This window comes from Mesorhizobium sp. WSM4817 (assembly GCF_055811135.1).
This window is the reverse complement of record NZ_JBVVQQ010000013.1, coordinates 104767-118142: the sequence shown is the minus strand read 5'-3', so window position 1 is coordinate 118142 and position 13376 is coordinate 104767. Positions and strand designations below refer to the sequence as shown.

Below are 13376 nucleotides of genomic sequence, written 5' to 3'. Positions count from 1 at the left end.
AGCCGGAGGGACAGCGCCCCCCTCTGTCCTGCCGGACATCTCCCCCACACGGGGGGATTGGCCATTATCCCGGCTTTCGCCAATCTCCAACGGAGCAAGATGGTTGCAGCGCCGAAGCTGCCAATCTCCCCCCTCGTGGGGGAGATGTCCGGCAGGACAGAGGGGGGCGCGAAGGATCGCTACAGATTGCAACTGGTCGGCCGCGGACATCCGCATGAGGCCCTAATGCGCCTCTTCCCAATTGTCGGCGGCGCGGGCGTCGACGTGCAGCGGCACCGACATCGACACCGCCGGCATCGCGGCGTTCTCCATCACATGACGCACGACGGGGATCGTCGCCTCGACCTCCGCTTCAGCCGTCTCGAAGACCAGTTCGTCATGCACTTGCAGCAGCATGCGGGCGGACAGCTTCGCCTTTTCCAGCGCTTCGTCCATGCGGATCATGGCGCGGCGGATGATGTCGGCCGCGGTGCCCTGCAGCCGGGCGTTGATCGAGGCGCGCTCGTTGAAGGCACGGACCGACGGGTTCGACGACCGTATCTCCGGGTAGTGGATGCGGCGGCCGAAGATCGTTTCGACATAGCCGTATTCGCGGGCATAGGCCTTGGTCGCGTCGATATAATCGCGGATGCCGGGGAAGCGTTCGAAGTATTTCTTGATGTAGGCGCCGGCCTCTTCGCGCGGGATCGACAGCTGGTTGGCCAGGCCAAAGGCGGAAATGCCGTAGATGATGCCAAAATTGATCGCCTTGGCGCGGCGGCGTACCTCCGAGGGCATGCCCTCGACCGGCACGTTGAACATCTCCGAGGCGGTGATGGCGTGGATGTCGGCGCCGTCGGCAAACGCCTGCTTGAGCTGCGGGATCTCGGCGACATGGGCGAGCACGCGCAGCTCGATCTGGCTGTAGTCGGCGGAAACCAGCTTGTTGCCCTTGTCGGCGATGAACGCCGTCCGGATCTTTCGCCCCTCGACGGTGCGTACCGGAATGTTCTGCAAATTGGGATCGGAGGACGACAGCCGGCCCGTCGTCGTTGCGGCAAGCGCGTATGAGGTGTGGACGCGCTTCGTATCGGGATGGACGAAACCGGGCAGCGCATCGGTATAGGTCGATTTCAATTTGGTCAGCTGGCGCCAGTCGACGATCTTGCGCGGCAGTTCGTGGCCCTCTGCGGCGAGGTCTTCCAGGAGCTGCGCCGAGGTCGACCATTGGCCGGTCTTGGTCTTGGAGCCGCCGGGCAGGCCCATCCTGCCGAACAGGATGTCGCCGAGCTGTTTTGGCGAGCCGATATTGATGCGCTCGCCGACGAGCTGGTAGATCTCGTCCTCCAGCCGCGCGGCGCCCTGTGCCAGTTCGCCGGAGAGCCGCGACAGGATCTGCCGGTCGACGGAGATGCCGCGCTGCTCCATCCTTGCCAGAACCGGCACCAGCGGCCGTTCCAGCCGCTCGTAGACCGAGACGAGGCCCTTGGCGGCAAGCCGCGGCTTCAGCACCCGCCAGAGCCTGAGCGTCACATCGGCGTGCTCCGCGGCATAGGCCGTTGCCTTGTCGATGTCGACCTGGTCGAAGCCGACGAAGCTTCTTCCAGAGCCGGCCAGTTCCTTGAGGGCAATGGTCGAGTGGCCGAGCCACTTTTCCGACAGAGCCGCCATGCTGTGGCCGCCGGACGTGCCTGCGTCGAGCACGTAGGAAATCAGCATGGTGTCGTCGAAGGGGGCGATATCGATGCCGTGGCGGCTCATGACGACGATGTCGTATTTCAGCTCCTGAACGATCTTGAGAACCGACCTGTCCTCCAGCAACGGCTTCAGGATGGCAAGCGCCTCACGGATCGGAATCTGGTTTTCGACCACTCCGCCGCCGAGCAGGTCGCCATTGCCGCGTTTGTGGGCGAGCGGCACATAGGCGGCGCGACCGGGCGCAGTGGCTATGGACAGGCCGATCAACTCGGCCTGCATCGGATCGGCTGAATTGGTCTCGGTGTCGAAGCCGACGATGCCGGCCTCCATCGCCACGGCCACCCATGCCTTCAATACTTCAGTGTCGCGGATGGAGACGTAGGCGCTGGTGTCGATCTTGCTGGCGGTGGCGTCCTCGAAGCGAAGCGCCGAGAGAAGCGATGGGGTGTCGCCTTGCTTGGGTTCCACCTTGACGGTGGCCGGCACCGCTTCCCCGGCTTCGTCCGTCACTGTACCTGCCACGCTTTCGGCGGCGCCCGGCACGCCAAACCCCATATCGGGACCATGCGCGGTGTCGGCGCGCTCGATAATGACGGGCATGGCCTTGACGTCAGCCGCTTCTGTTCCGGTTGCTTCCGCCACGCGGCGGGTCAGCGAGGAGAATTCCATCGTCTTGAGGAAGCCGATCAGCCTTGGTCCGTCGGGCGGGTGCAACACGAAATCATCGAGCCCGCCGTTCAACGGCACGTCGTTCTTCAGCGTCACCAGTTCACGCGAGATGCGCGCCTTGTCGGCATTGGCGATGATCGATTCGCGGCGCTTGTCCTGCTTGATCTCGGTGGCACGGGCGAGCAGCGTATCGAGATCGCCGAACTGTTCCAGCAATTGCGCCGCCGTCTTCGGCCCGATGCCGGGCACGCCCGGCACATTGTCGACCGAATCGCCGGTCAGCGCCTGCAGGTCGATCATTTTTTCCGGCGACACGCCCCATTTCTCGATCACCTCGGGAACGCCGATCTGGCGGTCCTTCATCGGGTCGTACATGGCGACCGAAGGGCCGACCAGCTGCATCAGATCCTTGTCGGAGGAGATGATGGTGGTGTCGGCGACGGCTTCGCAGGCAAGCCGGCAATAGGTGGCGATCAGGTCGTCGGCCTCGTAGCCTTCCGTCTCGAGGCAGGGCAGGTTGAAGGCCCTGGTCGCCTGGCGGATCAGGCCGAACTGCGGGATCAGATCTTCCGGCGGTGCCGAGCGGTTGGCCTTGTATTCGGGGTAGAGGTCGTTGCGGAAGGTTTTCGACGAATAGTCGAAGATGACGGCGAAATGCGTCGGCACGATGCCGACATCGGTGTTGCGGGCATCCTGCGTCAGTTTCCACACCATGTTGCAGAAGCCGAGCACGGCACTGGTCGGCAGCCCATCGGATTTGCGGGTCAGTGGCGGTAGCGCGTGATAGGCACGGAAGATGTAGCCGGAGCCGTCGACAAGGAAAAGATGATCGCCTTTTTTCATGGGACGAAGGGATAGCGCGGCGCGGCTTCGTGGTCCATGCCAAAGGCGGCCTCAACCACCGGTTCCGGCAACATCCCTGACACGTCGATCCGATCACGGGTATGTTACGAAAGTGTAATCTTCGTGCCCTTGAATCGCCACGTTCGGAGACACAGATAAATGCCATCGGCATTTTTCGCCGAGGTCCGGAGCAAGGCCCGTCCCCCGCCTATCCCGGACACTTGCGGCAGCCTATCCCCCCTCTCCGGGCTGCCGCATCGTTTCGAGTAAAGGCCGCCGTGGTTCCCCCTCCACCACGGCGGCATTTTTTTGCCTTTCGGTGCCCGTGGTCCAACGACCGCCGGCTTTTCGTTTCTGCCTCGCAGCTTTAGGGTTGCCGCTCAGAATCGAAAGGCTTGATAAAATGTCCAGAATTTCTCCCGTCCTCGACCGCCTCGACAAAAATCTCGACGAGGGCCTGGAGCGCCTGTTTGGCCTGCTCAGGGTCAAGTCGATCTCCACCGATCCATCCTATGCCGCAGACTGCCGCAAGGCGGCGGAATGGCTGGTGGCTGAGCTCGAGCTGATCGGCTTCGACGCCAGCGTGCGAGACACGCCAGGCCATCCGATGGTGGTGGCGCACCATGACGGGCCGGCAGGCGCGCCGCATGTCCTGTTCTATGGCCATTACGACGTGCAGCCGGTCGACCCGATCGAGCTCTGGGAAAGCGATCCGTTCGCACCTTCGGTAAAGCAGATCGAGCCCGGCCGCCAGGTGATCACGGGACGTGGTTCGGCCGACGACAAGGGGCAGTTGATGACCTTCGTCGGGGCTTGCCGCGCCTGGAAGCAGGTGCATGGCGGGCTGCCGTGCCGCATCACAATTCTGTTCGAGGGCGAGGAGGAGTCCGGCTCGCCATCGCTGAAGCCGTTCCTCGAGGCAAATGCGGCCGAACTCAAGGCCGACTTCGCGCTCGTCTGCGACACCGGCATGTGGGACCGCGATACGCCGTCGATCTGCGTCGCGCTGCGCGGTCTGGTCGGCGAGGAGATCACGGTGAAAGCCGCCGACCGCGACCTGCATTCCGGTCTCTACGGCGGTGCTGCCGCCAATCCGATTCGCATCCTGGCCAGGATCCTGGCCGACATCCACGACAAGGACGGCCGCGTCACCATTCCCGGTTTCTATGACGGTGTCGAGGAGACGCCTTCGCAGATCCTGAAGTCGTGGGAGGCGCTCGGCGAGACCGCTGAGACGTTCCTTGGGCCCGTCGGCCTGTCGATCCCTTCCGGCGAACACGGCCGCTCGGTGCTCGAACTCACCTGGGCGCGGCCGACTGCCGAGTTCAACGGCATTATAGGTGGCTATACCGGCAAAGGGTTCAAGACGGTGATCGCGGCGGAAGCCTCGGCAAAAGTGTCCTTCCGCCTCGTCCACAAGCAGAACCCGGAAAAGATCCGCGCCGCTTTCCAGGCCTTCGTCAGGGAGCGCATCCCGGCCGACTGCTCAGTCGATTTCCACCCGCATGGCGGCTCGCCGGCGATCCAGCTTTCCTACGACTCGCCATTTCTTGCCAAGGCCAAGGACGCGCTGTCCGACGAGTGGCCGAAGCCGGCGGTGACCACGGGAAGCGGCGGCTCGATCCCGGTGGTCGGCGATTTCCAGACTTATCTCGGCATCGAATCCTTGCTTGTCGGTTTCGGGCTCGACGATGACCGCATCCATTCGCCGAACGAGAAATACGAGATGAGTTCCTTCCACAAGGGCCAGCGCTCGTGGGCGCGCATTCTCGACGCGCTGACACGCTGAGAGGGCCAGACTGCAACTTTCTGTTGATTTTTCATCGGATCGCGGCGAGGACGGGATAGAGCGACGCCGCGCCCAGTTGGACGCACGAATGGGCCGCGACCGGAGAAGACGATGAGCGATATCCGCTTCCACAAGAACGACCTGCCCGGGCTCTTGCACTACGACGTCGGGGCGGTCGCGATCGACACGGAGACGCTGGGGCTCAATCCGCATCGCGACCGGCTTTGCGTGGTGCAGATCTCGCCGGGCGACGGTTCCGCCGACGTCATCCAGATCGCGCCCGGCCAGAAGAAGGCGCCAAACCTCGTCAGCCTGCTCAGGAACCGCAGCATAACCAAGCTGTTCCATTTCGGCCGTTTCGATCTCGCCGTCCTCTACAACGCCTTCGGCGTCATGCCAGAGCCGGTGTTTTGCACCAAGATCGCCTCGCGGCTGACCCGAACCTACACCGACCGGCACGGGCTGAAGGACATTTGTTTTGAGCTTCTCGGCGTCAGCCTGTCGAAGGCGCAGCAATCGTCGGACTGGGCGGCGGAGACACTGTCGCCCGAACAACTCGAATACGCAGCCTCCGACGTGCTTTACCTGCACCAGCTGCGCGATGTGCTGACGATGCGGCTGGCGCGCGACAACCGGACCAAGGAGGCCGAGGCCTGCTTCCGCTTCCTGCCGACGCGTGCGAAACTCGACCTGATGGGCTGGGATGAGGCAGACATCTTCGCCCACAGCTAAGTGGAACCAGGCGTTCGCCTCGACGTTCTATCGATCGATGGAGGGGATGAAATGGCTGCCAGAAAACCAATCGAAACAGCACCCAGGGATGGCTCCAAGCTCACCGTCTACTGGAAGGACAGCGACGGGGTGATGAACGAATCCATCGCGCAGTACAGGTCGCTCGACCGGCTGAAAGCGGCCGGCGGCGACTGGGACGAGAACGACACCGGCTGGTGGGCCTATACGGACGGTCATACGCAAAGAAAGATCGAGCCGATCAGCTGGCGGCCTGCATCCGGGGATGACGACGGCGAATGACGCCGCTGGCGGCGCCGGCTTCTTTCCAATAGGTTGGACCTGTTGCAATCGGAGGTCGATTCGGAGCTTTCCGCTCCGCGACCATTCGCTCGGGAGGGATCTGCAATGGGTACTGAGAGCCTGCTTGTCTTCATCATCATCGGCGCCATCGCCGGCTGGCTCGCCGGCTTGATCGTCAAGGGTTTCGGCCTCGGCCTGATCGGCAATATCGTCGTCGGCATCGTCGGCGCCTTGATAGCCGGCTTGCTCTTCCCAAGGCTGGGATTCGCCATAGGCGGTGGCATACTTGCCTCCATTATCCACGCCACGATCGGCGCGGTGATCCTGCTCGTGCTGATCAAGCTGGTGAAGCAGGCCTGATCCTGCGAAGCACATCAAGGCGCGCCATGAAACAGAACATGCTCTATCTCGTCATCGGCGCGCTCGTCGTCGTGGTCATCGCGCTCGGCATCTATGTCTATCGCGAGCAAACCAGGCCGGAGGGCGTGGAACTCAAGATCGACGACAAAGGCATTTCGATCCAGCAGAACTGAGCGGCGTTGGCGTGGCACGGCAGAGGTGCCGATGATCTAACCCTATCAGGCCGAAAATTGACGATAAGGCAGGGGCCGCTCCATCCTTCGATGCACCCGGATAGAAGCCAAGCCGGATATGGAATGAGAGTGACGTATCGACACATTCGCGGTATGATCTTGGTACAGGGAGTTTGGGGCCAACCCACCTACTATTAGGAGGTTGCCATGAGGCACCAAACACTGGACCAACTGCATACGGTGGCAAAGGTACACAGAGACCCAACACCTCCTGCAATGGACCGAACCCAGCGTCTCGAACGTTGGTCAAAACTTCTTGAACGGCAGCCCAACCGACTCCTCACCGCACTTATCGGGACCGAATATCGTTCGTCACCCGAGCGCGACATTATGCGTGGCGAAGGCTCGCCAATATCGGTTGCCTTCGAGGATTCGGTCCTGCGCGATGAGGGGCTGAAAGACGATACTTATGGCGAAGCAAAGCGTTTCTTCGAATTGACCGACGATGAGCTCCACGAAATTGTCTGCTACTGCCATGTGGGCGAGACGATGCAATCATCCTGGGCAGCGCTTTCCGTTCGTGCTGCGATTGGCTAACGCATGATCCCCAGTACGCGTAACTTTGGTAACAAGGTCATGCGTAGATTAAATGGGTTAGAGCGCGATCGAACGCACTTTACCGATCGCGCTCTAATGACGAGCATAGATTGCGGCTACCTTGCTATTGGCGGTCCGCGCCGAACGACTGCGGCTGGGCAGTTGATGCCGAAATGCGAGAACGCTCCGCCGTCTCGCGATAGACGCCATTGTTGCCGACCGCCAGGAGCAAGGAACGGAGCGGTGACGTGCCGTAACGCATTGCACTAACTTTGAACCATTTAACCCGCCCTTAAATCGCCGCATCTACTCTTCACCCCGAACGCCATGGAGCGACGTGCGTCCGTTCGGACGCACAGAGTGCGCTCTACGACTTTGAAGCTTCGCATCGGCCCGAAAATTGCGAGTTTCGGGCCGATGCGATAGGCATCGGGACAGACAGCTCAGCGCATGGCGAACCGCAGAGACAGCCGCATCGAACCGAGCTTCGAGGGACCGCCGCGGGCGAAATCCTCGGCCGGTTTTTCGGTGAGCGAGGAGGATCGCGTCGTGCCGAGCAACCGCAACACCTCTGCAAAGCGCCAATCGGCCAGGACAAAACCGTCGCGTCGCGGGCGCGGCAAAAGCCGGCGCGGCCTGTTCGGCGTGCTCGGCCGGCTGGCCTACTGGTGCTTCGTGCTGGCCATCTGGGGCGGAATCGCCGCCGCCGGCATCGTCGTCTATTACGGCGCGAAAATGCCGGCGGCCACCACCTGGGCCATCCCCGACCGCGCGCCCAATATCAGGATCGTCTCGGTCGACGGAAAACTGCTCGCCAATCGCGGCATGAGCGGCGGCGAAGCCGTCGGCCTGCATGAAATGTCGACCTATATTCCCGAGGCCGTCATCGCCATCGAAGATCGCCGCTTCTATTCGCATTTGGGCATCGACCCGATCGGTCTGTCCAGAGCCATGGTGGCCAACGTTGTCGGCGGGCGTTTTTCGCAGGGCGGCTCGACGCTGACCCAGCAATTGGCGAAAAACCTGTTCCTGACACCCGATCGCACGCTGGAACGCAAGGTGCAGGAAGTGCTTCTGGCGCTCTGGCTCGAGCACAAGCACACCAAGGACCAGATCCTCGAAATGTATCTCAACCGGGTCTATTTCGGCTCCGGCGCCTATGGTGTCGAAGCGGCCTCGCGCCGCTATTTCGGCAAGAGCGCGCGCGACGTCACGTTGCCGGAGGCCGCGCTCCTCGCCGGCCTGTTGAAAGCGCCGTCGCGACTGTCTCCGGCGCGTGACCCGAAGGCCGCCGAGCGGCGCTCGCAGCTTGTTCTCGCCGCCATGCGCGACGAAGGCAAGATCAGCGCCAAGGAACTGACCACGGCGATGAGCGCGCCGGCGTCGCGGGTGGCATCCTACTGGACGGGCTCGGAAAACTACGTCGCCGACGCCATCGTGGAAGAACTGCCCGACCTGATCGGCGACGTGCGCGGCGACATCATCGTCGACGCCACCGTCGACCTGACGCTGCAGAAGCTCGCCGAACAATCGATCCGCCGGCTGATCGACGGCAGCGGCAAAAAGCTCAATGCCAGCCAGGGCGTGCTGGTGTCGATCGACAATTCCGGCGCGGTACGCGCCATGGTCGGCGGCTATGATTATTCGACCAGCCAGTTCGACCGCGCCTCGGAGGCGCGCCGCCAGCCCGGCTCGGCGTTCAAGCCCTTTGTTTACATGGCGGCGCTGGAAGCCGGCCGCACGCCCGACAGCGTGCGCAATGACGCGCCGATCAAAATTGGCAAATGGACGCCCACCAATTACGGCGGCAAGTATTTCGGCAAGGTGACGCTGGCGACGGCGCTGGCGAAGTCACTGAACTCGGTGGCCGCCCAGCTGACCATGGAAGTCGGGCCTGACGCGGTCGTCGAGGCGGCGCATCGCATGGGTGTCCAGTCCGACCTCACGGCCAACACCTCGATCGCGCTCGGCACCTCCGAAGTGACACCGCTGGAACTGACGTCGGCCTATGTCCCCTTCGCCAATGGCGGCTACCGGCCGGATGTCCATTTCATCCGCCGCGTGACGACAGCCGGCGGCAAGGTGCTCTACGACAACAATGGCGGCGCCCCGCGCGTCATCAAGCCCGAGATCGTCGGCATGATGAACTCTATGATGATGGGCACCGTTGAAATCGGCACTGCCAGGAAGGCGGCCTTTGCCTGGCCGGCCGCCGGCAAGACCGGCACCAGCCAGAATTCGCGCGACGCCTGGTTCATCGGCTATACCGCCAATCTCACCACCGGAGTCTGGTTCGGCAATGACGATGGCGGTCCGATGAAGAAGGTTACCGGCGGCGCGCTGCCGGCGCAGGCCTGGCATGAATTCATGGTCGCCGCGCACGAAGGCGTGCCGGTGCGGCCGCTGCCCGGGACATGGCGGTCGACGCCTGCCGATACGATCGTGCAGGACGAATTACCGCCCAACACGGCGCAACCGGCGCCGGTGCCGTCCGCTTCGGTTGGCCAATCCGCGCCGTCCGCCCAAAAAGCGTCGCCGCCTCGCGCTGTGCGTCCCGCCGAAACGGTCGATGCCGGCGGCTTCGGCATGCCGGGCGGTGGCGGCACCACCGCATCGATCAAGCGCCCGGTGCCGCCCGCCGATGTCGGCGGCCCGGTCAAGAAGCGGCAGACCTCGATCCTCGACATCCTCACCGGCGGCTGACCCCTCGTCATCACTGCCGTGTTCCGCTACATCTGCGATTTAAAAGTGCTAGAGCGTACTTTGTGCGTCCAAAGGGACGCACGTCGCCCTAGAGAGATCGCGAAATGGCTGAGACCGACACCAGAAAGACCATCGTGCTGACCGGCGCCAGCCGCGGCATCGGCCATGCCACAGTCAAGCGCTTTTCGCGTGAAGGCTGGCGCGTCATCACCTGCTCGCGCCAGGCCTTTGCCGAAGACTGCCCGTGGCCGGCCGGTCCGGAAGACCACATCAAGGTCGATCTCGCCGACCAGGAGGATGTCGGCATCGCGATCTCGGAAATCCGCCATCGGCTGGAAGCGCATGGCGGCCAGCTCCATGCGCTGGTCAACAATGCCGGCATCTCGCCGAAGCTCAAGGACGGCAACAGCCGCATGAATTCGATCGACACGCCGATGCATGTCTGGCGCGACGTGTTCCAGGTCAACTTCTTCGCACCGATCATGCTGGCGCGGGGATTGTTCAGGGAATTGGCGTCGGCCAAAGGCTCGATCGTCAACGTCACCTCGATCGCCGGTACCCGCGTGCACCCCTTCGCCGGCACCGCCTATGCGACGTCGAAGGCCGCGCTCGGCTCGCTGACGCGCGAAATGGCGCATGATTTCGGCCCGCACGGCATCCGCGTCAACGCCATCGCACCCGGCGAGATCGACACGGCGATCCTGTCACCGGGCACGGAAAAGATCGTCGAGACGATTCCGCTACGGCGGCTGGGAACCACGGCCGAAGTCGCCGACATCATATTCTTCCTGTGCTCGCAGCAGGCTTCCTATGTGACGGGCTCGGAAATCCACATCAATGGCGGCCAGCACGTGTGAGCTTTTTCACCCTTACCCTCTCTAGTTCTTCACGGGGAGAGGGTAAGGGTGAGGGGCGGCGCCGGCTTAGGCTGCTGAAGGCGCTTTCGGTGCCGCCAAAACCTCTTCCACGATCCCACGCGCGATCTCACGCTCGCCCATGATGACCGTATCGGCTCCGAGGCCCTTGAGATGCTCGACCTCGGCATCGGAGTGGGCGCGGGCGATGACGTTGATCTTCGGGTTGGCGGCGCGGGCGCGCAGCACGATCTGTCCCGCCTCGAAGGCGTTGGGGATGGCGAGGATCAGCCGCTTCGCGCCCTCGGGATTGGCTGCGGCGAACACCTCGCTATTCGCGGCGTTGCATGACACGGTTTCGATGCCATCGTCCCTGAGCTTCGCCAGCGTCTTGTCGGCATCCTCGATGACGAGGAAGGGCAGGGCGGCCTTCTTCAAGGACGCGCCGACGAGGCTGCCGACACGGCCATAGCCGACCAGGATGGAGTGGCCGGTAAGCGGTGTCCTGGGCGGCGGGCCATCCTCTTTCACAGGTGCCGCAACCGAAGCCAACTGGCCTGGCTCCGTCGCGGGGCCGATCGGCTTTGCCTCATCGAGCGACGCCGCCTTGCCGGCGCGCCTCTCCAGCCATGGTTTCATCCAGTCGACGGCAAGGAACATCAGCGGGTTGAGGACGATCGACAGGATAGCACCGGCGAGGATGAGGTCGCGTCCTTGTTCGGGCAGCAGCTTCAGCCCGACGCCGAGCTCGGCCAGAATGAAGGAGAATTCGCCGATCTGGGCCAGGCTTGCCGAAATCATCAACGCGGTCGCGATCGGATAACGGAAGGCGACGACGATGACGAAGGCGGCCAGCGATTTGCCGATGACGATGATGGCCAGCGTCGCCAAGATCGGCCAGCCATTGCTGACCAGGCTGAACGGGTCGAACAGCATGCCGACCGAAACGAAGAACAGCACGGAAAAGGCGTCGCGGAGCGGCAGCGATTCCTCGGCCGCCCGATGGCTGAGTTCGGATTCGCTCATGATCATCCGGCAAAGAACGCGCCCAGCGCCAGCGAGACGCCGAATAGCTTGGCCGCGCCGAAGGCGACCCCGAGCGCGATGGCCAGCACCGCCAGCCGGAACAATTCACGCGACCCGGTATGGGCGACGTAGTGCAGGATCCAGGGGATGACCCGGCGGCCGACCACCAGCATAACGACGACAAAGGCCGCGACCTTGGCCAACGTCATGCCGACGATGCCCCAGACGCCGAAGCTCGCCGGCAGCGACAGCAGACTGCTATGGCTCTCCACTTGCTGCTGGCCACCCAGCACGCCGGCCAACGCCGGCAGCAATACCAGCGCCAGCACCATGGCCAGATCCTCGACAATCAGCCAGCCGACGGCGATGCGGCCGCGCTCGGTCTCGATCAGCCGCCGCTCCTGCAAGGCACGCAGCAGCACAACGGTCGAGGCGACGGAAAGCGCCAGCCCGAACACCAGCCCCGCGCCCATCGACCAGCCGAGCATCCAGGCAAGGCCGGCGCCGAGCGCCGTCGCGAAGCCGATCTGCACGATGGCGCCGGGCCCGGCGATGGCGCGGACCGACAACAAGTCCTTCAGCGAGAAATGCAGGCCGACGCCGAACATCAACAGGATCACGCCGATTTCGGCCAGTTCATTGGCGAGGCCGGTATCGGCGACGAAGCCCGGCGTGTTCGGCCCGACCAGGACGCCGGCGACGAGGTAACCGACCAGCGGCGGGATGCGGAAGCGATTGGCAATTGCGCCGAAGACGAAAGCCAGCCCCAAACCGGCGACGATGGTGGCGATAAGCGGCGTGTCATGCGGCATTGTCTATGGAGCGCCTTTCAAAATTACGATGTCGGAAATGCACCGCCCGAAGCAGCCGCCTTGCAATATGGCGGCCCGGATGGCCGCGCGGCAACCCGCAAATGCCATGGATCGACGACAAGGGTGGCAGAAGGCGGGTCGCCTCGGGCTGGCAATGGTTGCTGCTAAAACGAGATGGCCTGCGCGCCTGATGCCCGATCAGGCGGCCTGCAGCAGGTTTTCGATGTCGACGATGGTGTGGTTGGTCAGCGTCTTGGGAATTTCCGCTGTGATTTTCTCGGCAACTTCCTTGTGCAGTTTTCGACGCATGTCACCCAGTACCTGCGGCGGTGCGATCAGCACCATCTCCTTGAAGGCGCCGCGATGCGCGAGCTTGTACAGCCGCTCGGCAACTTCGTCGGCGAAACGCTCCTTGCCGAGGCGATGCCAGTCAGTGTCCTCGACTGCGCTGCGGTGGACGGATGGGCCGTCGCTGTACCGACCCGGGCGGTCCGAACCTTGCTCTCGCGTTGCCGGATTTTCCTGTTCCATCTCCTGCACGACCTGAAGGTCGGGATATTGGGTGTCGCCGCGGTTCTCGAGGAACAGTGCCTTCTCGCCGTCGGCGACCACGACCCACAGTCCGCGTTTCAGCTTGAGGTTGTTCACCGGAGCGCTCCTTTTTCTGTTTTTCATGGTTTTCCAGGCCCCGTCTCTGGAGCCATTGCCGCAGCTGGACAGCCAGGCTCGGATTCGCACAGGCAAACGCGCGCCGAGGCAGGAATGTTCCGGTGACGACAAGCACGGCGAGCAAGCCAACCAACGGGGATGACGGTGCTCAGCGCATGTCGGCTTTAATCTA

10 protein-coding genes and 1 pseudogene are annotated in these 13376 nt (G+C 63.2%); 8 read left to right on the top strand and 3 right to left on the bottom strand.

The annotated features are described in order from the left end of the window. Positions 1-222: 222 nt before the first annotated feature. Positions 223-3189 carry a DNA polymerase I gene (gene polA / locus AC0L2K_RS19000; RefSeq protein WP_473532037.1) on the bottom strand — a complete coding sequence of 989 codons (2967 nt, stop codon included), beginning with the start codon at positions 3187-3189 and terminating at the stop codon, positions 223-225. A 403-nt stretch (positions 3190-3592) separates the two neighbouring features. Between polA and AC0L2K_RS18995 the strand changes: the two genes are divergently transcribed. The 8 genes from AC0L2K_RS18995 (at position 3593) to AC0L2K_RS18960 (ending at position 10700) form a co-directional block, all read left to right on the top strand. Then, on the top strand, positions 3593-4978 hold the full coding sequence (locus tag AC0L2K_RS18995; RefSeq protein ID WP_473532036.1) for a M20/M25/M40 family metallo-hydrolase: 1386 nt from the start codon (positions 3593-3595) through the stop codon (positions 4976-4978). A gap of 111 nt (positions 4979-5089) precedes the next feature. Then, positions 5090-5710: a ribonuclease D gene (locus tag AC0L2K_RS18990; protein WP_023797414.1), complete on the top strand. Its 621-nt coding sequence runs from the start codon at positions 5090-5092 to the stop codon at positions 5708-5710. A 51-nt stretch (positions 5711-5761) separates the two neighbouring features. After that, a complete protein-coding gene (locus AC0L2K_RS18985) occupies positions 5762-6010 on the top strand; it encodes a hypothetical protein (protein WP_473532035.1) in 249 nt (82 codons plus the stop codon). 105 nt (positions 6011-6115) lie between these two features. Further along, positions 6116-6370 (top strand): GlsB/YeaQ/YmgE family stress response membrane protein, encoded by a 255-nt coding sequence (locus tag AC0L2K_RS18980; protein ID WP_023797416.1) that lies wholly within the window; start codon positions 6116-6118, stop codon positions 6368-6370. Between the two features lie 26 nt (positions 6371-6396). Further along, the gene (locus AC0L2K_RS18975) at positions 6397-6543 is read left to right on the top strand and encodes a hypothetical protein (RefSeq protein WP_023797417.1); all 147 of its coding nucleotides are present in this window, start codon (positions 6397-6399) and stop codon (positions 6541-6543) included. A gap of 207 nt (positions 6544-6750) precedes the next feature. Next, positions 6751-7140 carry a hypothetical protein gene (locus tag AC0L2K_RS18970; protein ID WP_023797418.1) on the top strand — a complete coding sequence of 130 codons (390 nt, stop codon included), beginning with the start codon at positions 6751-6753 and terminating at the stop codon, positions 7138-7140. 450 nt (positions 7141-7590) lie between these two features. Beyond that, the gene (locus AC0L2K_RS18965) at positions 7591-9843 is read left to right on the top strand and encodes a transglycosylase domain-containing protein (protein WP_473532034.1); all 2253 of its coding nucleotides are present in this window, start codon (positions 7591-7593) and stop codon (positions 9841-9843) included. Positions 9844-9947: 104 nt separating this feature from the next. Next, positions 9948-10700: an SDR family NAD(P)-dependent oxidoreductase gene (locus AC0L2K_RS18960; protein WP_027153080.1), complete on the top strand. Its 753-nt coding sequence runs from the start codon at positions 9948-9950 to the stop codon at positions 10698-10700. 66 nt (positions 10701-10766) lie between these two features. Here the strand turns inward: AC0L2K_RS18960 and AC0L2K_RS18955 are convergent. Together AC0L2K_RS18955 and AC0L2K_RS18950 are read right to left on the bottom strand one after the other, a co-directional pair. Continuing rightward, positions 10767-12535 (bottom strand): annotated as a pseudogene (locus AC0L2K_RS18955) (cation:proton antiporter domain-containing protein). Positions 12536-12733: 198 nt separating this feature from the next. Then, positions 12734-13183: a baeRF12 domain-containing protein gene (locus AC0L2K_RS18950; RefSeq protein ID WP_027153079.1), complete on the bottom strand. Its 450-nt coding sequence runs from the start codon at positions 13181-13183 to the stop codon at positions 12734-12736. Positions 13184-13376 lie beyond the last annotated feature (193 nt).